Origin of the sequence: Dyadobacter sp. BE31 (assembly GCF_031457695.1) — a bacterium.
Classification (GTDB): Bacteria; Bacteroidota; Bacteroidia; order Cytophagales; family Spirosomataceae; genus Dyadobacter.
The window spans coordinates 337,568-362,509 of record NZ_JAVDXA010000001.1 but is presented as its reverse complement, the minus strand read 5'-3'; the positions used below and the strand labels follow the sequence as shown (position 1 = coordinate 362,509).

Genomic DNA, 24,942 nt, shown 5'->3' with positions numbered 1-24,942 from the left:
TTATGGAAAAGCTTTTCACTACCAGGAAGATCCGGCTTTTGATCGATTCGGACGACATCGATCAGAAGAACAAGATTATCGATACGCTCTACCAATGGCGCTACAACTGCTTCAAAGCCGCCAACCAGATCTATACGCATCATTACGTCCAGCAGCAACTCAGGGAGATGCTTTATTTGACCGAAGGTGTAAGGGCCAGGCTTTCTGACATCAAGAAGGACGAGTATGGGATACTTTCTACGTCACGGATGAACACGAGCTATCAGGTGCTTGCCCAAAACTATAAGGGCAGTATCCCGATGCACGTCATGAGCGCCTTGAACGGTAATCTGGTCGCCAGTTTCAACAAGATGAGCAAAGCGTTAGCTAGCGGCGAAAGCGCAATGCCCAATTTCCGAAAGGAAATCCCGATCCCGTTTAAAGGAACCGATGTCAAGAAGCTAAGAAGCAGCAAAGAAGGGGCAGTGTTTCACTTTTCGTTATTCGATATTCCGTTCAGGACATACCTGGGAAAAACAGGCCATGACAAGCGGGAATTGCTTCAAAGGTTACTGGCGAGTCAAGTAAAGCTTTGTACAAGTTCACTGGCGCTCGACAAAGGAAAGATTTTTATGCTCGCTGTTTTTCAGACAGAACGGCAGGAGCAACAGCTTGATCAGGATATCATTGCAGAGGCCAGTTTGTCGCTGGATTACCCGATCATCGTCTCGGTAGGCAACAAACGTTATACAATCGGAAGCAAGGACGAGTATCTCTATAAGAGACTTGCGATCCAAGCTGCCATCCGGCGGAAAAGAAAAGCAATGGCCTTTATGAATCAAACCAGCCGAAAGCATCTCCGAAAAACGAGCATCGATCAGCTGATACAATCGGAGAAGCGGTATGTGTCGCACAAACAGCACGTATACAGTAAGAGGTTAATTGATTTATGCCTTAAAAATAAAGCAGCGACTTTACTGCTGGTAGACCAGACCGAGAAGGAGCAGCAAGCGAAGGAAGACCCGTTCCTTTTCAGGAACTGGGGTTATTACGGCCTCAAACAAAAGATAGAGAGAAAGGCCGAGAAGCTAGGGATTGCCGTGCTGGTTGAATGAATTTTCACAGAGGCTGCTTGTACAGCCGCAGGATGAAACCACTGGCGGTTTCATTAAGTGCCCAAGGGTGCATACAACTGGGTTAGCTTAATTATCAGTAAGCAAACGTGACCCGATATCACGCAGGTAACCGGGACCGGTTACCTGCATTTTTGAGTGGCTTTATTCCGCATCAACCGCAGCCTTAGGCTTTCTGCCACGAGGCTTTCCGGTATACTCAGGTTTTGGCGCTTCGGTTTCGATGGCGAGCTCGAAGCCTTTGATATTTTGATCAAAATCAAAGGTTGAAATCTTGAAGATCAGCTTTTCGCTTTCGAAGTTGACGTTACCTTTTTTCAGAATAAGTGCCAATGGAATTACATGGCCTCGGCCACTTTTCTCAAAGGAAAAAGTTTGATCCGAACCCGCTGCCGGAACAAGATATACGGATTTAATTTTTCGCTTTCCTTCCTGGGTTCCAATTTTGAAATGGGTAGATTCAGGATCAATTCCCAAGTCGCGTAATGCGGATGCCGGGAAAACGAGCTTTCCGGAATTAGAAATGTAACCTGTCGGAAGCGGTGCGGCTTTTTCGACCACTTTGGTTTTGGAAACGTTTTCCTCCGGAGAAAAGAATTTAATTGCTTTCAGTTTCATGAGTGAACGGGGTTATTTTTGGCTAAGATAGGTCATTCTTCACGAAAACCTGTATTTACAAGCCCAGGCCGTGTTTTTTCTGCTTTTTTAGATCTGGTTTTAGCTCTTTTTTGAGGCCGATTTCCAAATTTTGAGCCAGCCTCTTTTCAAGCGATGATAGGGAATAGTCACGGCCCAAATCAGAGCCCTTGATCTTGATTTTCTTCTGCATGTTAAAGAATGCGATGCCGCGCCCGATGTAAGATTTATATCCCGCACTTACCAGTTCTTGTTTAAGCTCATCAATGGATTTTACGCTGTCTAATAGCTTGTCAATCGTCTGCCTAAGCTTCAAATGTGCAAGGTCGGTTACCGATAGTTCCTGTGTCCTTCCCTGGTTAATGCGCATATCAGGTGCTTGAACCAATCCCAGTTTATGCTCCATTTTGCGAGAGAATGTCCCGATCCGGGCGTAGTTCTTAAAGTGATCGGCTGTATTTTTTCCATTGTGGTTGAGCCGGTTTGCAACGACATGAAAGTGAAGGTTACTGGTGTCCTCATGCTTGAAGACGAGCATTTGGTTTTGTTCAAACCCAAACTCCTTGGCAAACTCAGTAGTGACACTGGTGATGGTATCGTTACCGGGTTTTTCACCTGGCGCAAAGCTAAACGACTGATGCCAGATGTATTTGGTCAGCTGCGTATTCCGCGAGTGGTTATTCTCAAATTGTTTGATCAGATAATCCAGGTCTAGTTTTCCATCCGGATGTATTTTGATTCCCAGATTCTGTATGTAGACCAGTTCTCCACGGACTTCTTCCGTTTCCAGCTTTCTTTGCATTTTCGACGAAACCTGTTTGTCGTAGTAGCAGTACTCGATAAGCCTTTTCGCGTTACTGCCCAAACTTGCTTTCCCAATCATGTCTTCATCATTTTAAGTAATGTGGCAAGCGCACTTTCAATCTCGTGATGCACTGAGCTGGCGTCAGCGTTCACTGCTTTCCAAGCCCGTTCTAGTTCTGATAGTGGGGCTCGATAGTAGGCTTCGTATTTATCGAGCAGGTCGCCTGCAAGCCGAGCGTTCGACCGGACCTCTTCAATAAGTTGCTGCTTGCTTTCAAGCTCATCAGGAAACAGGGACAGAAAATTAGTAAGCTCATTTAACCATGAACGCAGGCTATCGAGCGTCCGCTTTGTGCTACGGATCTCAAAGGATTCAAATACCCATAAGGTGATAAGATCAGCAAGTAACCGGACACGCTGACTGCTCTGTTGCCATTGGGCAGAAAGCATCTGCTGATCTTTGGTCTTTAAAACTGCCAGCGAAAGGATACCCGAAAGCTGTTCCAGTATTCGGACTGTGTTGGCGACCTTTTTTGGGAGCGATTTTTTCTGAGGCTTTTTAAAAGGGACGTCCAAGGCCAATGTCAAGAAATACTGACTGGCGGAAAGCCCGCTTTTCTCTATGATCTGATTAATCTGGCTTTTCTGTTCAGCACTCACCCAGACTGAAAAGTGTTCTCTTTTGGCAGTGCCCTTTTCCTTGGGCGGTCTACCTTTCGTTTTCTGATTTTGCATATGTCTTTTGAGATTAGCTATGAGCCGGTGGCGAATAGCAGGGGTCCAGGGGTTTCTCCTGGCCAGCTCCGCCGGGTCGGCGAGCGTCGCTCCGACGCATTTTGCGACGTACCGGCGATAGCTGGCTAGGGAGAAAACCACTGCCCACGTTCGAATCTGTTCGAAAGTGTTCGCTTCCGTTCTAAAAAATTCGGATTTGTTTGAAAGTGTTTGAATTCGTTCGAAAGCGTTTGAAGTTGTTCGCCTTTGTTCGAAATCTGAATAACAACATTTAAAAAACGAGCTGTCCTATTCGGCCCCTAGCGGAACCAGCACACGTTTGCCCTGGGAGTCATAAATGTAGTGCTCACCGATCTTGACTTTCCCCTTTTTAGGTAAAGGTGTTAGTTGCAGGTACATCATTTTATCGTACTCGACAATTTTTCCTTGCTCCATGATCTGTCTGTAAGCTGGTGCATTTTCATACTCGTCCAAAATTCTTTGTCGCTCTACATACTGCTGCCCATCGCGTATCAATAAATAGAACAAAACAGATATGACAATGCCTGCAATTGAATAAGGAGCGCTTACACCCATACCATAGAATAGTGCCTGGCCTCGGTCTTGAAACTGCAGGAATCGTTTCCTGCCTTTCAGCTCCAATGCAGCCCGGTCGATGGCTGCAATGGATTTTCCTACCCTGATTTCCAGGCTTTGAAAATGCTCCTGGGTTTCGGTCAGAAACAGCGCCGACCAGTCATCGATCTCGTGACCGTATTTGGCCGCGTACTTCCCCCTGGTCTGGGTGAGGCGGTTCGGCTCCGGGCTATTCATCGCCGAAATTTTCTTTAAGTTCCTTCTTTAGCCTGAGCCTTGCGCCTGGTGGATAGTCTTTGAGCGAATAGCCATTACGGATGCCGTCGAGGATCTGTCCACCTAATAGCGATGCTGGCTCGAAGTCGCCGAAGCGTCTGAGGTCAAGTCCGAGTGCGGTGCAGTTGTCCTCGAGCTCTTGGGACAAGCCTGGAAACTGGTTAAAACCAAACAGGTTCTGCCAGATCACGATCTCAAATTTTGACCTTAATGCAGCCCGCATCTTTTCCAAAAACTGTATGCTCGCCAGGTACGCTCCGCCACCACCGATGATGATATGGAATACGGCTTCAATGCCAAGTTCATCACACCATTCCTTCAAATCGATATCCCGAGTGATCAGAGCAGGCAGTTGCTCGCTTTCCGGCGCCCCAAAATCCATATACACTTTGTCGAAGGGGCTATCCGCCAGACTTTCCACGTAGCCGATGAAAAGGTCCCGCATTAGCCTTTCGCGGTTGTCCAGCAGAGAGAAAGCTTCAAACCGGTCTTGTCCGAGAAAAGCGAGCTGTCGGGATGAGGTTTTTGTTGAGCTGTCAAGGTCAACAAAAAGGGAAGAGCTGCCCGCTTCGGAAAGCGCCCTCAGATAGGTGTGCAGGCTTTTGCCTACGCCGCCTTTGGCCTGGACGATAAAATGGAATTCACGTTTCATTTTTCTTTGCAAATTTTGATTCGAACTTAAATTGGTCTTGTAGCTTGATTTCATCCGGATTGGTCACCTTGAAAGCGCTGGCTTGAATGTTCTCAGCGTCTTGCGGTTGATCCGGCTTACGTATTGTCTTCTCCACAGCCCTGTGAATGCGCTCACGCTTTTTGTCCTTGAAGTAAAACCGACAGTAGCGCACATCTTCTGCGGTGATAAGCCCTGGCCTGCCCAATTTGGCATTAATCATATCGGCAATTCTGGCGCGTGTCAGGCTAGCAAATAGGTCTTCTCGAAAGAGCCCCACCAAGGCCTCTCTGCGTTTTCGGTCTTTCTGTTCGAAGAGCTCGACTAACAGCTTTTCATCGATCATCATCCGAAGGAACCGTAGTTGCGGTCAACACTATACGACTACCTTGTTGCGGGTGAAAAGAAGGATGATAGTCCAGGTAGCCATAGCTGATCAGCTCCCGCAAACATTTGTGATAAGTTGCCCCGGATTTGATCCTGGAAAATCCCATCAACTTCCTGCGACTAGCATGAAACGGGATTTGCCTGATCCCTTTGCCGTAGTAAAGAAGCGCGGTGTAAAGGCTAATGTGATAAGCGTTCAGCCGGTCATCGGATTTGACGGCCTCAAGTAATGCCATGTCCACGGCAGTACTCGGATGATCGAGCCTTTTCATCGCCCCGAGCCATTTCTGTTGAGCATCGTAGCAATGTCCCGCTGGCTGTAAAAGAAGCATCCACCGATCTTGGTAAACCGAAGGTGTCCCTGGATGCGAAGGTTCTGCAAGGTGCCCGGCGAGATGCTTAGCATCTTTCTTACCTGGGCACTCCTAAGCCAGGTACTATCCGTTGGCTTATCCTGCGAAAGAATTGATTTTAGCTCTGCAATGATTTCATTTTTCAGGTTTTGCAGATCCTCCCTGGTGATCATCTCTACATTCATTATTCTGCAAGTTTATCGTGAAACGTCCCGGCATGAAGACCGCCGGCTGCTTGCAAAAATGAGAGAGAGACAAGCTATTGCAATGACCAAACTCAGCAGCTGGTCATCAGGAGCCCGACTCCGAACTGGTCAGGATAATTTTAAAGAACCGCAAATGTTCGGGTACCTCGACTTCCTTGCTTGTCTTTTCCTTCTGTACTGGGAAATAATTGCGAGCTGTCTCGATGGGGATGGGCTTCCGGTCGTGCGTGAAATATTTACTTACCAGCTTATACCACCCACTCTGTTCCTGAAAGTTAAAAAGCCTCCGCTCGTCAGGAAGCATCAGCTGTTGTAATTGATGGATGAGGTGAATGAAGGTGGGGAGGTGCTTATCGCGAATATCGATCTTGGTCTTTGTCTCATAACGACGAAGTGCTTCGAGTTGATCTTTGAGCTCGGTGATTTGCTGTTTAAGCCCAACGATTTCTTTATTGTTTTCTGTAATAACGGCTTCTAGGGTTTGTGAGGAGCTCCACTTGTCGATCGAGTGGAGAAAGGTCTGGAATGTTCTTAATCGCTCAGTCTGCTGTTTCGCGCGTAGTGCTTTCCGGGAGAATGGATCGATGAGATTTAGTTGTGAGATCCGCGTTGAAACGATATCAGAAACGTAGCTGTGAAAATCATTTTCAGTGCCTGAGGTATTTTGAAGGTAGTGCCGAAGATGGAAATCGTAAAAGTCAGAGAAATCGTCTTTTCTGAGCTCGTAAAGCTTTAAAAAGAAATGATTGTCGTGAAAAGAGCTCCTGATGAATGGCGTGCCGATCTCAAATCGATGCGGTTTGAAATTCCAGGGATCGCGGATTTTAAAATAGGAGTGCTGCATAGTCTTTTAACCAAAAGTTACAAATCGAGCTTGGTATATCCAAATCCTTCGAGGACAGCAATCTGGAAGGCGAAAGTTTAGATGAGCAAGTTTCAAATGTTCTTACCGCATGGTTAATTGCTCTTTGCTTAACTAATGCCTGTCGCATTTCTGATGTCGTCGGGCCGGAAAATTTCAAGAGACATGGTACATTGCAGGGTTAGAGCAGCGACTTAGCTCAAAGTGCTTGTCTCATAACTAGTCAGCACTTTAGCTCTGGATTTTCGCTACCACCCTCTTTTTTAGATTCTTCGAAGGAATTTGACAATATGACAAAGTATAGTGTTCAGCAACAACCGATTGAAATCCTGCCTACCTGGATTAAATCCGGGTAAATTGTGATACTGTAGTTGGGTAATTATAAAAGCCTATAATTGTCGCTGCTCATTACCTAGACAAAAGGTCTGGTATGAATTCTCACACTCAGATTTAGCGTATTTACGAATATCGATAACCCAAGGAGAAAGAAAAAAATAGGGTAGGCTATCTCAATATATCCTTTTTGAGTGGCAGGCAATTCCGAGGAACTAGCGGCAGCCCATGTGATGAAAGCCGGATAAACGGATACCGATATGAATAACAGAAATCTGCTCCAAGCCCCTGGAAATAAGGCCAACCACGGAAAGTCCTGAGCGCTTTCAGCATCCTGACGAAGACGCGTCGCCCTGTTAAGATGTAGAACAAGGGAAGAGAGATACACCATTAAACAAAAAGTCAAGAACGGAGCAACAACATACATATGCTTGCTCGCCACACGAATCCCTGAAACATCAACGTCATTTTTGGGATTATTTTTAAAATTAGCTGATTCTCTGGTCAATAGATCTTTGCACTCTTTGACAGACTTTTCCTTATTTGTAGAATAGAAGTAATCGAGGCTTCCAAGGCTTTGCCCGCTTGGATCATTGAATATCTTCTGATCTTCACTGTTATATAAAATCCTATTCAATCTCGAAAGTGACATTAGAGAGTCAACATATTGATTTGATTCAGGTATTATGCGAAAATCCTCATCTTTCCACTCGATCATTTGCTCCGTCAAATCAACGATGTTTTCATGATAAATCTTTTGACGTTCTCGTCCGGCAGTAAGTTCAACAATTAAGTCATATGCTTCCCGGAACAGCGAAAAGTCCTTTCGATTCTCGGCGGTATCAAGGGTAATTCGCATTTTCCTTATGCTTTTATTTACCCTCTTCATTTCGGCATCGTGCTGTATATTCTCTTGCCTTATTTTACTTTTCAGCCTATTTATTTCAGCTGTGTCCTTCTTACTAACAGCTACATTGGAGGAGTCGATCTCGTTTTTGCGAAATACTTTGACGCCTGTACTATCATATCGGATTCTTACCTTATCATACAGGATCATTGAGTCTAAATCAGCTTCACTTTCTTGTACAATTCGTAGACCTGTCTCGAAAGGGTTTGTCTCGAAAATGATTGATCCTGCAAAAATTCCAATAACGGTTAGGACGACAAGTAATATTTGGTGGATGTTTCTTGCAGATTGTAAGCTTTCATTCATATGATAAAGGGGTTTTGTGCAAAATTAAGCATTTGACCACCAGCTACAAGAACAGAATTATAAGTTGGCACGTGTATCATCTTGTGATAAGGTGGTTGGGAAAAAGAGATGCTAATGACCGAATAGACGATCAAGTTGCTGGATACAGAAGACGCTCTTGAAAAAGCCTACTGGGATTTTGACAGCACAAGAGCTGGAACTGGCCCATGGAAAGGCAGACCAAAATCTGAGCGTGATGCATTCAAGGGTATCGTCCGCGCCGCATTACAGCATCAAAAAGACAGCGATTTGATAAAGGCGTTGGGGGATTATTACATCCCTCAGCTTAAGTTCAGCATGAAAGGTTGCGATCACATCATCTTGGGGCTTATAACGCCTTTGTAATAGCGATAGGGTGCATCGAAGAAGCACTCGCAGCGCACAAGGCTAAGAAGGATGGAGCCGAATAACGACGAAGGCCACCCAAACGATTACTAATGTTCAACTAAATCAATCCTTAGGGCGATCTATAAAATCCTTTTTTCTTCATTTTGAACCCTATTCTATCGTTGATAATCAAATAGTTATTATGTTGAGGCCGCCAAAACATAAACCTCCGAGAGACCCGAACCCTGAATCACTCGTAAATTGTCTTTATGTAACGTGTTGTTTATTAGTAGTTTACGACTTATTTTTATGCTCGGAATGTGACCGTTTAGTAAATTGAGAGAGCATATCGAGAGCACTGCTTTATATGTCATATAAAGTATTGAATATCAGTGTGATATAAGTTAGGTTCGAATCCCTACGCCTCATACCTCCCTGTGGCAGCTTTTAACCTCTCTCTAATTATCTCTTTGAAGCTTTCAGGAGCAAGTACTTTGACCTTTTCTCCAAATGCCAGCAATGTACTTTCCAACTCGTAGTTAGGAGCTACCTCTATGGAAATAACCAGCTCCTCTTTTGTCTTGGATCTGATTCTTTGCGTGCCATGAATTGGTTTCGACAATACATATGGCGCAGTTTTTGAATCGAACGACAGCAAAATTTCGGTTACAATAGATTGTTCCCGTTTTGTGACACCGATGATGTCTTCAAAGTATTCGTTAAAATCGCAGAGTGTATTCTCTGTAAAATGAAAATTTTCATCCCTGATGTCGATGATCCTGTCCAAAGCCAGGTTGAAGATCCGGCCAGATTCATATTGTAGCCCGAAGAGAAACCAGCGATTATTGTATTGTTTCAAATAATACGGGTGGATGACAAGTTCGGAAGCTTCTTCGCTATGAAAGGGCTGGTACTGAATGCACAGCACCTGTTTATATAAAATACTCTGAAAAAGTTGCCCTAGGCGTTCTATGCCGGTTAAATATTGATTGTTATCAAAACTGATGATTGGTGCCCGATTTCGCTCCAAAAGGAAAGATTGTTCCAGTTTAGGCATCAGCTCATTCACCCAACCGAATTGCGGCATTCCCTCAAATCTCGCGAGTAGCTCCATCGCTGATTTTAGCTGTTCGATCTCCGATTGATTAAGTGGTTGCTTTTCAATGGAAAATCTTGGGTCGCTATATCTGTAATGAATCCGTTTTCCAACCTTTACTTTATCGAGCGGCAGATTCCAGGCCTCTTCCATATACTTAATATCTTCAAAGATCTGCCGCCGCTGCACTCCCTTACTATCCGGATTTCTATTCAATAAAGCAGCGCTGCAAGCTTCCACCAAGTCTTCCATAAAATACCGTTTGAACGGATTGGAGAAGCATTTATCCAACGCGAGATATCGTGTTTGAGCATCTTTGTTAGTAGCCATTGAGATAGAGGAATTTGAGTACTCAAAAATAAATTTTCCTGTGCAGATACACTGCACAGGTGCAAAGAATCTTTGAGCATCGAACACTAAAAAGCGACTTAGTATGAAGAGCAAGTATCAAATGAGTGTGCCGCTGGTATGCAAAAGCTGCCAGAGTGAGGACATCTACCTGAGTGAAGACAAGCGGTTTGCCAGATGCAACCAATGCCAGAAAGAGTATCCAGGCGGGTATGATGAGCTGGTGAGGGCAAATAAGCTGAGGATTGATGCAGAGATGAAAAAAATGCAAGCCAAAGTGGTTAAAGATGCGGAGAAAAAGGTGGATGATATGTTGAAAAAGGCCTTCGGAGGCGGTAAGAATTTCAGATTCTAGTATGCGTCGTCATCAGATTCGGCAGCCACGCCAAATCAAAAATGTTACATTTGTACACCCAGAACGATTTGAAAGATTGCTTTAAACAGCATATGTTTCCAAGGTTCGCAACACGTAGACCTATGTTTATCAGACACAATGACTTAGTAATTTCAAAAGACGACCCGTTCGCAACCTGCCAACTGGGAAGAAAGAAGTATGCTGACGTCCTGACACAAATTGTTGACGAGCCGGGCAACGGCTTCGTTTTGGCGATCAACAACGAATGGGGAACAGGAAAGACCACATTTGTGAAGATGTGGCAGCAGCAACTTCAAAATAATGGATTCACAACCCTATATTTCAACGCATGGGAAAATGACTTTGAGCGTAACCCGCTAGCGGCAATCATGTCGGAGTTGAAAGTATTGCGTAAGAAAAGCAATGCGAAAACCTTCGACTCTTTGGTAAAGAAAGGGGCGGTCCTTACCAAGAACGTCCTTCCTGCGCTGGTAAAAGGTCTTGCGAAACGATACATTGATAGCGAGGAGCTTGTGGAAGGAATTGTATCTTCAACCGAAGCGGCGGCCGAAATATTGGAAAACGAAATTGACGAATACACTGCGAGAAAAAAGAGCCTCCTAGATTTTCGTGCCGATCTGGAAAAGTTTTTGGAATCGACCAAAGGAGATAAACCGGTCATTTTCATCATTGATGAGCTCGATCGTTGCCGGCCCAATTATGCGGTAGAGGTCTTGGAGCATATGAAGCATTTCTTCGCGGTCAACGGGATCATTTTTGTTCTATCAATCGACAAAGTACAATTAGGGCATGCAGTTAGAGGGGTGTATGGGAGCGAGCAGCTGAATGCCGATGAATATTTGCGGCGATTTATTGATTTGGAATATTCAATTCCTGAGCCTGATATTGAGAAATTTGTCAACTACCTTTTTAAATACTTTTCATTTGATCAGTTCTTCAAATCACCAAAAAAGCTGGAATATCGAAGTGCTGAGTCCGATCGAGAGAGTTTTCAGAATCTGGCTAAAATACTTTTTAAATTAAAATCACCTACTCTTAGGCAGCAGGAGAAAATATTTGCACAGGCAAGGATAGCATTGAAAATGTTTTCTTACGAACAATTTTTATTTCCAGAAACCCTATTGTTTTTAATTTACCTGCGATCAACCGATCACGAATTCTTTATTAAGATTGCTGGCAAGAAGCTGAATCTACAAGAATTATCAGATGAGTTTTTTTTGAAAATTGGAAGAGGTAGTTCTGACACAGTCGTACGTCACATGCTATTCTTAGAAGTTCAAGTAACTAACCTATACAACAACTATATATCTGAAAACCAGTATGATTCTTCGAGATATAGAAGAGTGGAAAAAGGCGAAGAATTACCTCTTGTAATCTCAAAATTAGATCAATCTGAAAATCAGCAGCAGTATCTGGAATGTATTCGTTATCTAAACAGAGAACCTGACCGATCATATGTTTCCCTTAAACATTTGCTAGATCGAATCAATTTAACAGAGACACTAGTCAGCTAATTTAAGTGTTGCAAAAAACCTAATCGCATTTAATTAATGAATTATTCGAAAGTTAAGCTGGGCGAAATTTGCTACATAAACATGGGTAAAACTCCTTCCAGATCCAAGTTGCAATATTGGGGGCCGGGTTTTCCTTGGGTTTCAATAGCGGATCTATCAAGCTGTCGATCTGCTGGTGTTATTGGCGAAACGAAGGAGCAGATAACTACTTTGGCAGTCAAAGAGTCAGGGATTAAGATTGTGCCAGCAAACACATTACTGTACAGTTTCAAGCTTTCAATTGGTAAAGTAGCAATTACAAAGACTGAACTATTTACCAATGAGGCTATCGTTGCCTTACCAATTAAGGATACTGAAAGAGTTGACATCAAATATCTTTATCACGCTATCCAAAACATTAACGTGTCAGGAATAGGCGACAAGGCTGTTAAGGGATTGACATTGAACAAAGAGAAGCTGCAAAGCCTGGAAATCTCTCTCCCCGACCTCCCAACCCAAAAACACATCGCATCCATCTTAGACAAAGCCGACGCGCTGCGCCAGCAAAACCGCCAGCTTTTGAATTATTATGATGAGCTGCTGCAAAGCACGTTTATTGAGATGTTTGGGGATCCGGTTAGTAATAATAATGGCTGGACAGTAAAAAGATTGGACGAGATAGCTGAGGTTGTTTCTGGCGTTGCGAAGAATACAGGATTGGCTGGCGACCTGATTGAAGTTCCCTATATGCGCGTTGCAAACGTTCAGGATGGGGCTTTGGATCTTCGAGAAATAAAGACAATACGAGTTTTCAAACGAGACTACGAAAAGTATCAGCTAAAAAGTGGCGACGTTTTGATGACGGAGGGGGGAGATCCTGACAAGCTTGGACGTGCGGCTATATGGGGCGAAGAAATCCCAGACTGCATTCATCAAAATCACATTTTCCGCGTCCGACCAAATTATCTAGTCGCTGATTCAGAATTCCTTTGCAGCCAATTTGGGAGTATTTATGGGAAGAAATATTTCCTACGAGCGGCCAAGCAAACTACTGGAATCGCATCTATTAACATGACACAGTTGAAAAACTTCCCAGTGTTAGTTCCACCAATTGAAATGCAAAAAGAGTATAAAGATGTAATGCATAAAATTAGGCAACAAAAAGAGATTCTTTCCTCGGAAATCATGGAACAGGATATGCTATTCAATACGCTACTTGCCAAGTATTTTACTAATAATTGAATCAAAAATGCTCACAGGAGAAAAAAGAACCCAAATAGATAAAATATGGAATGCCTTCTGGACCGGTGGCGTTTCCAACCCTCTTACAGTCATTGAACAAATTACCTATTTGCTTTTTATCAAGCGACTGGATGAGCTGCAAACGGCAAAAGAACAAAAGGCCAGCTTGTTAGGGAGCCAAATAGAATCGCCGGTATATCGGGAGGACCAATCTGACCTGAGATGGAGCCGGTTCAAAGACCGGGAGGCGGAGGATTTGTTTAAGCATATGACCAAGGAAAATGGCGTTTTTGATTTCATCAAAAACCTTGGAACAAACAATGTATTCAGCCGATTTATGCGGGGAGCGACGTTCATGATCCCAACTCCGCGCGTTCTCGCCCAGGTAGTAGATTTGCTCAGTGATGTGGAAATGAATGACCGGGATACCAAAGGAGACATTTACGAATATTTGCTTTCCAAAATCGCCTCCGCCGGCACAAACGGACAGTTTCGTACGCCACGCCACATTATCAAAATGATGGTGGATATGATGGAGCCCATGCCTGAGGATATCATCTACGATCCTTCAGCAGGAACCTGCGGCTTTTTGGTTGCCTCCGCTGAATATGTTCAGCATCATTACGAAAGTCAGTTTACAGATTCGAAGTTCAGAAAGCATTTCAATGAGCAAATGTTCAATGGGACGGAGTTTGATGCAACAATGATCCGGATCGGTGCGATGAACATGATGATGCACGGAATCGAAAACCCGCATTTGCTGGATGTAGACGCATTGTCGGAAGCCAACGCCGGATTTAAAAACAAGGCGACACTGGTGCTCGCGAATCCACCTTTTAAGGGCAGTTTGGATCATGATTCTGTTGAAAAGAACATTTTGTCGATTATCAATTCCAAGAAAACAGAACTACTTTTTTTGGGTCTCATGCTAAGAGGAATGCAGGTAGGCGGCCGGGCTGCTGTGATTGTGCCGGATGGCGTTTTGTTTGGATCCTCCAAGGCGCATGTGCAAATCAGGAAGGAAATCATTGACAGGCATCAGCTTCGCGCAGTGATTTCGATGCCTTCTGGTGTATTCAAACCGTATGCGGGAGTAAGTACGGCCATTCTAATTTTCACCAAAACCAATTCCGGTGGAACGGACCACATTTGGTTTTACGATATGCAGGCCGACGGACTCAGTTTGGACGACAAAAGGCAACCTGTTGCCAGCAATGATATCGATGACATTGTGACGCGTTTCAAAAATCTGGAACAAGAAGCGGATCGGTTACGGACGGACAAATCGTTTTTTGTACCCGTAAGTGAAATAATTGAAAATAAATACGATCTTAGTATCAACCGGTACAAGGAAGTGGTGCATGAAGAGAAACATTACGACAAGCCAGAGGTAATCATTGCAAGAATAAAAGCGCTGGACGAAGCTCGCAGGCAGAACCTGGCAGAACTCGAAAAACTACTCTCCCAAGAAATATTGAATAATTAATGCTCAATTCTAACTTCTTTTTCCTCAATAATGAATGGGCAGATCATTTCGAAACTGCTCAGAAAGCGGAAAGCTACGCATTAACAGAACCGACCATTTCTGCTATATTGAGCAGGAAAGCGCTCGAAGAAATGGTGAAGTGGCTGTATGATCACGACGTAGCTTTGCAATTGCCATTGAAAGAGCAATTTAACCTGAATGACCTTTTGCGCGAGCCCAGCTTTCAGGATTCCTGGGGAAAAGAATACGGAAAAGAGCTGCATATCATTAAGAACACCGGTAACAATGCGGTTCATCGTGGTACTAAAACCGGTACGCACGAGTCGCTTTCGTCCGTCAAATACTTATTTAGATTTTGCTCAGGGGTTGTCCGTACCTATTCGGCCAACCCTTATTCTTATCGTGCTTTTGATGACAGTCTGATCCCAACCGAAGGGAAAAAGCTTTCGCAAAAAGTCTACGACCAATTGCTCGACGAAGGCAAGCAGCAGAGCATTGAGTTGGCAAGAAAAACTGCGGAGTTGGATGAAAAAACGGAGGAAATTGAACGCCTCAAACGCCAGCTGCAACATTACGAACAACTAAGCAAGCAGAATGGCGAGGTAGTGGCACCGGCTGTGCTGTCCGAAAAGGAAACACGAAAGCTTTATATCGACGTATTGCTGCGGCAAGCCGGTTGGGATGTTGAAGCAGCAAACGTGCAGGAGTTTCCGGTCACTGCGATCGACGAAGAGTCGGGAACAGCCAAAAGTCTGAAAATAGATTACGTCCTGTGGGGCGACGACGGGAAGCCCCTGGCTATTATTGAAGCAAAGCGTACCAGCAAGGAGGTAGAACGCGGAAGATATCAGGCAAAGAATTATGCTGACGCGATCGAAAAGCAATATGGACAAAGACCGGTCATCTACTACACCAATGGTTTTGACACCTTCTTTTGGGATGATCTGCGATATCCGCCACGTAAGGTATTTGGCTTTTTAAATGCGGAAGAGCTGATGCGTTTGATGGTCAGGCGACATCAGAAATCCTTGCTTCGCGAGCAGAAAATTAATCAGGACATCGCCGGTCGGTATTACCAGGAACGTGCGATACGCAGGGTTATGGAGCGGTTCGAAGATGAAAATCAACGGAAGGCACTCCTGGTCATGGCAACCGGTACAGGAAAGACGCGTGTTTCAGCTGCGATTGTGGATCTGCTCGCCAAAGCACAATGGATCAAACGCGTGCTGTTTCTCGCCGACCGTAATGCATTGGTCACACAGGCGCTGAAAAATTATAACGAATACCTACCCAGTTCTACCGGAGTGGATCTCACCAAAGAAACGGATCAGGGATTTGCGAGGGTAGTATTTTCAACTTATCAGACTATCATCAATCGAATTGACTCCGACTACCGGAATGGAAAGCGATACTACGGTGTCGGGCATTTTGATCTGATCATCATCGATGAGGCGCACCGCTCCATTTATGATAAGTATGGCGCCATCTTTGAATACTTTGACGCTCTGTACCTGGGCCTCACTGCCACGCCAAAAAGCGAAACGGATAGGGATACTTACGCCATTTTTAATCATAAGCCGGGTGAACCTACCGATGCATACGAATACACCACGGCAGTAGACGACAAATTTTTAGTTCCGATCAAAAAAGTGAAGCTGGAACTGAGGTTTCCAACACAGGGAATCAAGTATACCGATCTCTCAGACGAGGAGAAAATGGAATGGGAACGTAAATTCTACGATCCCGCAACAGGTGCTGTGCTGAATGAAATCGATGGGGCGGCTATCAATCAATGGCTTTTCAATCAGGATACTGTTGACAAAGTGTTACAATCGCTGATGGAATTCGGGCATAAAGTCGAAGGAAATGAGAAGTTGGGTAAGACGATCATATTTGCCAGAAATCACCGACACGCCGAATTTATTCTCAAACGCTTCGGAGCACTTTATCCTCAAATACATCCGCATTTCGCGCAGGTGATCGATAACTATGCAGCCAATGCTGAAAATCTGATTCTGCAATTTAAGATCAAAGAAAAATATCCGCAGATTGCCATTTCGGTCGATATGCTGGACACCGGCATTGATGTCCCAGAAATAGTGAACCTTGTATTTTTCAAACCGGTATATTCTGCTGCCAAGTTTTGGCAGATGCTGGGTAGAGGCACCCGTCTGAGCGCCGACCTTTACGGACCATTGATGGACAAGGAGGACTTCTATGTATTCGACGTGTGCCGGGTTTTCGAATTTTTCGACCAAAATCCGCAGGGTATTATTCCGTCGAAAGCAAAGTCTCTTAGCGAAATAACGTTTAATGCACGCGCAGAACTAGTTCATATTTTACAAACGCAGGGCAGCGCACTCCCTGAAAGTGAAGATTTTCAGACGAGTAAATCGCTTTGTGAAATACTAAGCAAGCAGGTGGCTGACCTAAATCCGAATGCATTTGAGGTAGGCCTGCATTTGCGCCAGGTGGAACATTATGCTAGCCTGACATCATGGAATAGCATCCGCGATACCCATGTCAGAGAGCTGGCGGAGCATATTGCACCGCTTGTTGCAAACGAAGAAACGGACGAGCAAGTGAAGCGTTTTGACTTAATGATGGTGAAGTTGCAACTGGCCGTCATCAGAAGTGAGCGTTCGCTACCGAATTATGTGGAGAAGCTGCAAGGCGTTGCGAGAGAGCTGTTGAGAAAAGCGGATAACGTCCCAACGATCGCGAAGCGCAAAGAAACGCTAAGGCAGATTCTGCAACCAGAGTTTTGGGCTGCGGCGGGCGTTCTCGCTATCGAAAAACTTCGCCTGGAAATAAGACAGCTTGCGAAGTTATTAGACATTTCATCAGGTAAAGAAATCTTCTACACAAACTTCGAGGACCAACTAATAGCTCCCGTTCAGTTCGAAGACTACACGGGCAGTTTCGGTAACTACAATAATCATTACTCGAAGCTTAGAAAGATCATCCTGGACAATGTCAATCATATGACAATTAACCGGCTTCATAACAATCAGCCTATCACAGCCGCTGAGTTAAACGAACTCGATAGAATGCTTTTCGAACAATCGGGTTGTCAGACCCAGGATGCCTTTAAGAAGGCATTGGGGGATAAACCGATAGGTATTTTTGTAAGGTCAATTCTAGGGTTAGACAAAGTAGCAGTACAAGAGGCATTTTCAGAATTTCTTTCCAACGGGCCTCTCAATTCTACGCAAATAGAGTTCGTAAATGATATTATAAAGCTTTTAACAAAAAATGGTACAATTGACACTAATATGCTCTTTCAGCAGCCATTCACAAAATTTCATGAAAGTGGCGTGGCAGGAGTGTTTGATTTGAACGCTAGGAGAATTATTGAGATTGTTGAAGATACGAATCGGAAGGCGATAGCTGGGTAAGACCCTGCTACAATTATTTAAAATTAACTCATGCCAATACCAGATTATCAAACGATTATGTTACCTGTGCTAAAATTAGCCGGTGATCAAAAAGAACATTCCTTGAAGGATGCCGTTGAGATTTTATCCAACCAATTTCAGCTATCCGATGCAGAAAAGAGCGTGTTACTTCCAAGCGGTCAGGGGCTTTTGTTTTCCAATCGGGTTGGCTGGGCGAGGACATATTTGAAAAAGGCAGGCTTACTTACTTCACCAAAAAGGGGAAGCATTTTGATTACAACCCGCGGACTTGATTTATTGGACAAAAATCCGAGCAAGCTGGATAACAGTGTTTTAAAGCAGTATCCCGAGTTTCTTGAGTTCTATAGTAAGAAGGATGATGGAGGAATTATCAACAATAATATAGTTCAGGAAGTTGAAACTGACACACCGGAAGAAACCATTGAAATAGCATATCAAAAGATCCGTAAATCTCTGGCTCAGGAAATAATAGACACTGTAAGAAGTTTTTCTCCAACATTCTTTGAACGTCTTGTCGTCCAGCTCCTTGTAAAAATGGGATATGGAGGTTCCGAAAAAGATGCTGGTAACGCAGTTGGTAAAACAAATGATGAGGGAATCGATGGTACCATTAAAGAGGATAAGCTTGGCTTAGATATTATCTACATTCAGGCAAAGCGTTGGCAAGCAGGAAATACAGTTGGACGACCTGAGTTACACAAATTTGTCGGAGCACTCGCCGGCCAGGGTGCTAAGAAGGGAATTTTTATAACGACCTCTTCATTTACAAAAGATGCATTAAGCTACATGCCACGAAATGAGACGAAGATTGTGTTAATTGACGGAGAGCAACTTGCCCAATTAATGATTGATTATAATCTGGGTGTATCTCCTCAAAAAATCTACGAGATTAAAAGACTGGATAGTGACTATTTTGACGAGGGATAAAGAGATTTAAATCATCAACTAAACGATAAATTATGAATGCATTTATTTCATATAGCCACAATGATGCCGAGATGCTAACTTTATTGCATACGCATTTAGCACAACTTCAAAGAGATGGACTAATTAGTACTTGGACCGACCGAGAAATACTCGCCGGGGGAAATCTGAATGATTCGATCTCTAGGTCTCTTGATAATTCGAATATATTCATTGCGCTGCTTAGCCCAAGTTATATAGCTTCAACCTATTGCTATGAGAAAGAATTTGTAAGAGCAATACAGATCCAAGAAGAGGGTAAGTTGGTTATTGTTCCGACGATAGTTGAGCCTTGTGACTGGCTGAACACACCTTTCAGCAAATTTAAGGCATTACCCAAAGACGGTAAAGCTATCACCACTTGGGAGAATAAGAATACCGCTTTTGTTGACGTAATCCAGAATTTGAGAAAACTTATAGAAAATGGAGGGCTAACCGACGACATCCCAGGTCAACCTCCGCATTCTGAAATTCCGAAAACGGGTAGAAATTATAGAGTACAGAAAGACTTTGACTCTATTCAAAAAATGGAATTTATCGAACAAAGCTTTAAAGAAATAAAAGAACATATTAAACGATATTTGCAAGAAATTAACGAGCTTGAAAATATAAGATCTCGTATAATTAAAGAAGTCAGTGAGGAAATTGAGATTATTCTTGTCAACAGAAACAAGATTGCTACTGAGGCTAGGTTAAAAATCTCAATTGGAAAGGATCAGGCAAGAGTGCGTATGTTTTCTAACAGTGGAGATGGTCGAATCAACTATTCTGTATCAACGGAAAATAATAATCTGAGTGATCGCGGATACAATCTTCAATATGACGACTATGATTTGTTCTGGGTTAGTGAGGATTACTATTCTGCGAATAGGGCTGTGAGGATGACTGTTAGAGAAATAAGCGAACAGATTTGGCTTGAATGGTTAAAGAGCGTGGGCATCATGAGCTGAAAGCAATTCGTCAATCTATCGTCAGTGAGTCCCGCTGCTCTATTTTGCATCAGCCGCAATGCGCAGCATTTACTAAGTGCAAGTTCGGCGTATCCACCCGACCAATCCATCTATCCTCGCTTTCTGTGATTTTCCTAGCCCCGTATCATGAAAAGAGACAGAGAACAAATGCGGGATACTTACAATTTGATTTCGCATAATTCGCCAATTGAAAAAAATCACATCGGGTAAAAATTTTAGAGGAAAGGTCGAAATGAGCATATTGAGAACAGTTTTGGAGTTGTACCTATCTTGTACCAACAAAAAAGCAGTCACAAACCAAAGTTCATAACTGCTTTAAACCAGCACATGAAGGGAGAATCAAACCTTATGGCCGTTTCGGCTCTCAGGATTTTAAGTCCCACGAGCTGACATCTTATGCCTATTTCGACAATATTTGCCTCAACCTGGCCATATCATCACTGATCTTACGATCAACAATCTTGGCATACTGCTGAGTCGTCTTGATGTTCCGATGCCCTAACATCTTCGAGACACTCTCAATCGGCACACCATTAGTCAGAGTCACTGTAGTAGCGAAAGTATGCCGAGCCAAGTGAAAAGTAATGTTCTTCTGTATCCCGCACAAGTCGGCAATCTCCTTCAGATAGGAATTCATCTTCTGATTGGAAAGCACGGGCAATACCCGGTTCTCATTCTCGCATTGAGGATGATCTTCATACTTCTCCATAATCTCCATCGCCATCGGCAATATAGGTATCCGGGAGGGAGTATCAGTCTTCTGGCGCTTGGTCGTAATCCACTTTCCGCCATCAATCCCCTCAGCAATCTCAGTCCGCTTCAATTTATATATATCGGCATAGGCAAGTCCTGTGTAGCAACAAAACAGAAAGATGTCCTTGACCAGAGCAAGCCGACCGTCGCCCATATCTTTCTCCCATACTTTCTTCAACTCAACTTCGGTTAATGCCTGCCGATCAACCTCTCGCTTCGAAAATTTGAAAGCATAGAACGGATCACGTAGAAGCCATCCTCTCTTAACACACAGAAGGACGATCTTTTTAAAGTTCGCCAAATATTTCATCGTAGTGTTATGGCTGATCTTCTTAACTGCTTTAAGCCAGAACTCATATTGTGATATGAATTCGTAATCAAGCTTCCCAATTTCGAAATCGTCTGCCTGGTATTTCCATTTGATGAAATCGCGGGTGTGTTTAAGGCAAGTCTCGTACCGCTCCAAGGTGCCTGGCGCAAAATCGGCCCCGATTAATGCAGCAATCTGATCGTTGTGTTCTCGAAAAATAGGCAAGATAGTTTTTCCACCCTCAGTTCTTCCTAGAAGAATATTTTTGATGGCTTCTGAGGTGACCTCTTTGTTTGCCTCAATTAGTGATCGTTTTGCCTCGTAAATCTTGGAAGTCAGTGTATCGAGGTAGGCATTCAATGTTTTAGTGTCCTCTTTGTTTCCTGTCGCCCTACCAGCGCCGACACTCCACTTGGATGGATGCCAAATTCTTTTTGTAGAGATGTCCTTGGGGATGCCGTTGACGGTGACTCGGCAATAGACATAGCGCATTCCACCCGCTAATTCTGGTTTGGGCTTTTTCAAAAAGAAAATCAACCCGAAGCTTGTTTCCAACATAGTAAAAAATGTTTAAGATGAACAAAAATCGAATTGTTACAATTGAAAGTAAAGATGTTTAGTGCGTAAACATCTTTTGATCAGCCAGTTAGTAGATATGATATGGAAGTTTTTGTTCAGTTTTGTCACTTCCACGATACCCTACATTTTCATTGGGATTTCTTGCATTTTTTGGTAGGTCCCAAAAACGCAAAAACCCCGTTTAAAGCGTTTAAACGGGGTTTTTGAATGTTTTGACATCATGTCCTGCAGAGAGAGAGGGATTCGAACCCCCGGACCTGTTACAGTCAACGGTTTTCAAGACCGTCGCAATCGACCACTCTGCCATCTCTCTAAATGATTTGCCGAACGCGAATCATGGTGCAAAGGTACAGTTATTATCGATAAGCGCAAGAAATTTTTGAATATTTTATTGTGATAATTGTAAGTGGTTCATTCAGAATGGACAACAGGATGGGGTTGTAAAAAGAAGTCAGAAACTAAGATAGAACTATCTAGGAGATTAATTGAAAGCCCCAGGTATCGGAGTCGCACATCGTGCGTACGCGGAAAGCGTATTCATCTGCTGAAATGGTGGTTGCGGATGTGACACGGATGTCGGTGAAGCCGGGATAAGCACGTTCCGCATGCGCAATGGCGCCGGCTCCGTCGGGGGCAATGGACAGCTCGTAAAACATGGTACACCGGTAGGTTCGGCCATCCGGGCCTTTTCCGGTAAATTGGAATTGCAGGTATTTCATTGGTTCTGAGATCGTATGCCTGAAAATACCGAGTGTTTTGTGAAACGTTGGTTTTATTGATCCTTCGGTAGTAATGGGCTTTGGTACGGTTTTTGCGGGTTCGATGGCAATCCATCTATTAAACCACTTCAAATTCAAAAACCATGAGAAAAATCTCTTTGCTCGTTCTTCTGTCGGTGTTCAGCAGTGCGGCGTTTGCGCAGTCGTTTTCCATCGGCCCGAAAGCGGGGATCAACATCAGCAACTATACCGGAAGTGATATTGAGTCGGATGCCCTGGTCGGGTTCCATTTGGGCGGTATGATGAACTTCGGAATCGGGCAGGTGTTTTCGATTCAGCCGGAAGTGCTGTTTTCGACGCAAGGGGCCAAAATTGACAATGGCGGTAAAAGGGAATTTAAAACGTCGTACGTGACGGTCCCCGTGATGCTGAAATTCCGGGCCAAAGGCGGGTTCTATTTCGAATTCGGTCCGCAGGCGTCATTTAAAACGGGCGAGGATGTACCGGACCAGACGATCGACCATTTCGCCAAAAATCTGGATCTGGCGGGGGCCGTTGGATTGGGCTATCAAGCTAATTTCGGGCTCGGTATCGGCGCGCGCTACATAGCCGGTTTTTCCAAAGTAGGCGATTTTGACAAGAATGCGGCGATGAACCCCGATTTCAAAAACAGCGTAATCCAGTTGAGCTTATTCTTCGCGATTCCAGCTCATAAATAGCGAATTACTTATTTACAACAACGTTTAAAAGCAGGGGAGACCCTGCTTTTTTGCTGGACAAGCTCACGAAGAGAGCCCGATTTGCCTCAAAAACTGCTCGCGGTAATTGCTGCCGATCGGTATTTCGGTGTTTTGGATAAATACCCGGTTGCCCTCAATGTGATCTATTTTGGATTTATTGATGATAAACGACCGGTGAATGCGTAGGAATTTTGATTTGGGAACGAGCTCCTCAAAACCGGAAAAAGTCATCGCCGGAAGTAATGTGTGCTGGGTGGTCCGTACTTTGGTGTAATTACCGTTCGCTTCGGCGTACAGCAGGTCGTCATGCATGACTTTGTAAATTTTGCCATCGGCTTTCAGAAAAATGAAATCGTCATCCTTTGATTCACCGGCTTCAACAAATGCATTAGCGGCTGGTTGTAATTTTTCCATGGCCTTGTCCACAGCCACGATGAAGCGTTCGAGGGAAAAGGGTTTGAGAAGATAGTCACAGGCGGCGAGGTCGAATGCGTCGACGGCGTATTCCTTGTAGGCGGTCGTAAATATGATTTGCGGCGGTATTTTGAGTGTTTTGAGGAAAGAAATGCCGTCCATCACAGGCATATTGATGTCGAGGAAAACAATATCGACCTTTTGCTGCATCAATACTGCCCGGGCTTCGAGCGCGCTCCCGCACACGCTCGCCACGCGCAGGTAGGGAAGGTGCGCACAGTAGGTACGTATAATGTCGCGCGCAATGGGCTCGTCGTCGACGATGAGGCAGTCGATGGGCGTCATATTATCGAAGATTCAGGCGTAAGTTCACAGTGTATTGGGTTTCTTCATTTTCAATAGTGAGGTCGTGCTGGTTCGGATACAGTAATTGCAGCCGCTTCTTCACATTCGCAAGGCCGAAACCGCTGTGTTTTTCAACGGTTTGCCCATGGATATCGGACCGGTTATGCGAGTTCCTAAGGTAAAAAAGAATCGAGTTTCCCCACACTTTAAGCCGTATTTCGATGAATACCGCTGGCTCCGAGGTATTTTTGGAATGTTTGAATGCATTCTCAATGAACACGATGAGCAGCATCGGCGCAATCCGGATATCGTTGTTTGCCAGGCTTTCCATATCGGTTTTTAGTTCCAGCCGGTCGCCGATCCGGAGCTGTTCGAAATCGATGTAGTTGTGGATATAGGCCAATTCGTCTTTAAGCGGGACATAAGTTTCGTTCGCTTCGTACACCGAATACCTCAGCAAATCAGATAGTTTCAATATCAGCGGCGGGATTTTTTCGTGCTGCGTGATCGAGAGGCCATACATGTTGTTCAGGGTATTGAACAGGAAATGCGGGCTCAGCTGCGATTGTAGTAAATGCAGCTCACTCTGGCTTTGCGCGGCCTGTGTTTTGGCAGCTTCGAGTTCCTTTCGGGTGCTCATTCTGAATAATTTAATCAATGCACCGGTACAAAGCCCGATCATCAGAAACGGGATCCAGTACAACAGTAAATTAATGCCGCGAAATGTCTCAAACTGCAAATCGACGTGGACAAAAAGCCAAACGAAGCAGACTGCGATCGCAATGGCCAGCCCATTCAGGACGTTTTTGGGGATTTCGCGCTGTCTTGCCGACCATATCGTGGCCAGATGCCGGCCAATATATATGCACCCGAAAAGCACCAGCGTCGCGGCAGTGGCAACGGCTTCATCGTGGGCAGCACCAATGATGTTCAGATAGGCGTCGATACCGAAAAACGCGGGTGCGCAAGCCGCCGCAGTGAGCACCACATAAATGCCTATTTGAGTCGCCTCCTTATTGTCACTATTGAAAATACTGCTCATGGGATCATCCGGTTCATGCCTTGAAGTCGCTTACAAATATGCCTTTCCGAAGGCTGGAATCCGAAAGTAAGCGGTTATAATGGCCCGATTTCATGACGGAAAGCTGCTATGACAGGT

Annotated in this window: 25 protein-coding genes and 1 tRNA gene; 10 read left to right on the top strand and 16 right to left on the bottom strand. The window is 44.3% G+C overall.

The features are described 5' to 3' along the window. Positions 1-2 precede the first annotated feature (2 nt). Complete coding sequence (locus J2Y43_RS01535) at positions 3-1,094, top strand: hypothetical protein (RefSeq protein ID WP_309981562.1); 1,092 nt, start codon at positions 3-5, stop codon at positions 1,092-1,094. Positions 1,095-1,256: 162 nt separating this feature from the next. Here the strand turns inward: J2Y43_RS01535 and J2Y43_RS01530 are convergent, their stop codons facing one another. The 10 genes from J2Y43_RS01530 to J2Y43_RS01485 all read right to left on the bottom strand — a co-directional run bounded on the left by J2Y43_RS01530 (position 1,257) and on the right by J2Y43_RS01485 (position 8,163). Continuing rightward, complete coding sequence (locus tag J2Y43_RS01530; RefSeq protein WP_309981563.1) at positions 1,257-1,673, bottom strand: hypothetical protein; 417 nt, start codon at positions 1,671-1,673, stop codon at positions 1,257-1,259. Between the two features lie 112 nt (positions 1,674-1,785). Beyond that, entirely contained in the window at positions 1,786-2,631 is an 846-nt protein-coding gene (locus tag J2Y43_RS01525) for a relaxase/mobilization nuclease domain-containing protein (RefSeq protein ID WP_309981564.1), read from the bottom strand. Continuing rightward, on the bottom strand, positions 2,628-3,287 hold the full coding sequence (locus J2Y43_RS01520) for a plasmid mobilization protein (RefSeq protein WP_309981565.1): 660 nt from the start codon (positions 3,285-3,287) through the stop codon (positions 2,628-2,630). The genes J2Y43_RS01525 and J2Y43_RS01520 overlap by 4 nt, the downstream gene beginning before the upstream one ends. Positions 3,288-3,575: 288 nt before the next feature. Continuing rightward, on the bottom strand, positions 3,576-4,100 hold the full coding sequence (locus J2Y43_RS01515) for a hypothetical protein (protein WP_309981566.1): 525 nt from the start codon (positions 4,098-4,100) through the stop codon (positions 3,576-3,578). Next, positions 4,093-4,791, bottom strand: a complete 699-nt coding sequence (locus J2Y43_RS01510; protein WP_090373374.1) for a hypothetical protein — start codon at positions 4,789-4,791, stop codon at positions 4,093-4,095. Before J2Y43_RS01510 ends, J2Y43_RS01515 begins: the two co-directional genes overlap by 8 nt. After that, positions 4,781-5,158, bottom strand: a complete 378-nt coding sequence (locus J2Y43_RS01505; RefSeq protein WP_090373373.1) for a hypothetical protein — start codon at positions 5,156-5,158, stop codon at positions 4,781-4,783. Before J2Y43_RS01505 ends, J2Y43_RS01510 begins: the two co-directional genes overlap by 11 nt. Next, the gene (locus J2Y43_RS01500; RefSeq protein WP_218147649.1) at positions 5,145-5,468 is read right to left on the bottom strand and encodes a hypothetical protein; all 324 of its coding nucleotides are present in this window, start codon (positions 5,466-5,468) and stop codon (positions 5,145-5,147) included. The genes J2Y43_RS01505 and J2Y43_RS01500 overlap by 14 nt, the downstream gene beginning before the upstream one ends. Further along, positions 5,465-5,734: a helix-turn-helix domain-containing protein gene (locus J2Y43_RS01495; protein ID WP_090373372.1), complete on the bottom strand. Its 270-nt coding sequence runs from the start codon at positions 5,732-5,734 to the stop codon at positions 5,465-5,467. Before J2Y43_RS01495 ends, J2Y43_RS01500 begins: the two co-directional genes overlap by 4 nt. A 106-nt stretch (positions 5,735-5,840) precedes the next feature. Next, complete coding sequence (locus J2Y43_RS01490) at positions 5,841-6,599, bottom strand: hypothetical protein (RefSeq protein WP_309981567.1); 759 nt, start codon at positions 6,597-6,599, stop codon at positions 5,841-5,843. A gap of 430 nt (positions 6,600-7,029) precedes the next feature. Continuing rightward, a complete protein-coding gene (locus tag J2Y43_RS01485) occupies positions 7,030-8,163 on the bottom strand; it encodes a hypothetical protein (protein ID WP_090373370.1) in 1,134 nt (377 codons plus the stop codon). A gap of 135 nt (positions 8,164-8,298) precedes the next feature. Here J2Y43_RS01485 and J2Y43_RS01480 point away from each other — a divergent pair, with 135 nt between their 5' ends. Next, on the top strand, positions 8,299-8,547 hold the full coding sequence (locus tag J2Y43_RS01480) for a hypothetical protein (protein WP_090373369.1): 249 nt from the start codon (positions 8,299-8,301) through the stop codon (positions 8,545-8,547). A 400-nt stretch (positions 8,548-8,947) separates the two neighbouring features. Here the strand turns inward: J2Y43_RS01480 and J2Y43_RS01475 are convergent, their stop codons facing one another. Next, the gene (locus J2Y43_RS01475) at positions 8,948-9,877 is read right to left on the bottom strand and encodes a WYL domain-containing protein (protein ID WP_309981568.1); all 930 of its coding nucleotides are present in this window, start codon (positions 9,875-9,877) and stop codon (positions 8,948-8,950) included. Between the two features lie 181 nt (positions 9,878-10,058). Here J2Y43_RS01475 and J2Y43_RS01470 point away from each other — a divergent pair, with 181 nt between their 5' ends. The 7 genes from J2Y43_RS01470 to J2Y43_RS01440 all read left to right on the top strand — a co-directional run bounded on the left by J2Y43_RS01470 (position 10,059) and on the right by J2Y43_RS01440 (position 19,902). Further along, the gene (locus J2Y43_RS01470) at positions 10,059-10,328 is read left to right on the top strand and encodes a hypothetical protein (protein WP_309981569.1); all 270 of its coding nucleotides are present in this window, start codon (positions 10,059-10,061) and stop codon (positions 10,326-10,328) included. Positions 10,329-10,450: 122 nt separating this feature from the next. Then, positions 10,451-11,863 (top strand): P-loop NTPase fold protein, encoded by a 1,413-nt coding sequence (locus J2Y43_RS01465; protein WP_309981570.1) that lies wholly within the window; start codon positions 10,451-10,453, stop codon positions 11,861-11,863. Between the two features lie 36 nt (positions 11,864-11,899). Beyond that, positions 11,900-13,084, top strand: a complete 1,185-nt coding sequence (locus J2Y43_RS01460; RefSeq protein ID WP_090373365.1) for a restriction endonuclease subunit S — start codon at positions 11,900-11,902, stop codon at positions 13,082-13,084. 7 nt (positions 13,085-13,091) lie between these two features. Then, on the top strand, positions 13,092-14,570 hold the full coding sequence (locus tag J2Y43_RS01455; protein WP_309981571.1) for a class I SAM-dependent DNA methyltransferase: 1,479 nt from the start codon (positions 13,092-13,094) through the stop codon (positions 14,568-14,570). Beyond that, positions 14,570-17,968, top strand: a complete 3,399-nt coding sequence (locus J2Y43_RS01450) for a DEAD/DEAH box helicase family protein (RefSeq protein WP_309981572.1) — start codon at positions 14,570-14,572, stop codon at positions 17,966-17,968. The genes J2Y43_RS01455 and J2Y43_RS01450 overlap by 1 nt, the downstream gene beginning before the upstream one ends. A 30-nt stretch (positions 17,969-17,998) precedes the next feature. Continuing rightward, a complete protein-coding gene (locus J2Y43_RS01445; protein ID WP_309981573.1) occupies positions 17,999-18,916 on the top strand; it encodes a restriction endonuclease in 918 nt (305 codons plus the stop codon). A 32-nt stretch (positions 18,917-18,948) separates the two neighbouring features. Beyond that, positions 18,949-19,902, top strand: a complete 954-nt coding sequence (locus J2Y43_RS01440; RefSeq protein WP_090373361.1) for a toll/interleukin-1 receptor domain-containing protein — start codon at positions 18,949-18,951, stop codon at positions 19,900-19,902. 421 nt (positions 19,903-20,323) lie between these two features. On the opposite strand, the gene J2Y43_RS01435 is transcribed toward J2Y43_RS01440, so the two are convergent. The 3 genes from J2Y43_RS01435 to J2Y43_RS01425 all read right to left on the bottom strand — a co-directional run bounded on the left by J2Y43_RS01435 (position 20,324) and on the right by J2Y43_RS01425 (position 22,284). After that, entirely contained in the window at positions 20,324-21,544 is a 1,221-nt protein-coding gene (locus tag J2Y43_RS01435) for a site-specific integrase (protein ID WP_090373360.1), read from the bottom strand. Between the two features lie 249 nt (positions 21,545-21,793). Next, positions 21,794-21,878, bottom strand: a tRNA-Ser gene (locus tag J2Y43_RS01430). 160 nt (positions 21,879-22,038) lie between these two features. Then, positions 22,039-22,284 carry a hypothetical protein gene (locus J2Y43_RS01425; RefSeq protein ID WP_309981574.1) on the bottom strand — a complete coding sequence of 82 codons (246 nt, stop codon included), beginning with the start codon at positions 22,282-22,284 and terminating at the stop codon, positions 22,039-22,041. A 143-nt stretch (positions 22,285-22,427) separates the two neighbouring features. Between J2Y43_RS01425 and J2Y43_RS01420 the strand changes: the two genes are divergently transcribed. Then, positions 22,428-23,003 (top strand): porin family protein, encoded by a 576-nt coding sequence (locus J2Y43_RS01420; protein WP_223406498.1) that lies wholly within the window; start codon positions 22,428-22,430, stop codon positions 23,001-23,003. Between the two features lie 63 nt (positions 23,004-23,066). Here J2Y43_RS01420 and J2Y43_RS01415 read toward each other — a convergent pair whose 3' ends face one another. Together J2Y43_RS01415 and J2Y43_RS01410 are read right to left on the bottom strand one after the other, a co-directional pair. Beyond that, complete coding sequence (locus J2Y43_RS01415) at positions 23,067-23,783, bottom strand: LytTR family DNA-binding domain-containing protein (protein WP_309981575.1); 717 nt, start codon at positions 23,781-23,783, stop codon at positions 23,067-23,069. A 1-nt stretch (position 23,784) separates the two neighbouring features. Then, a complete protein-coding gene (locus J2Y43_RS01410) occupies positions 23,785-24,825 on the bottom strand; it encodes a histidine kinase (protein WP_309981576.1) in 1,041 nt (346 codons plus the stop codon). Between the last annotated feature and the right edge of the window lie 117 nt (positions 24,826-24,942).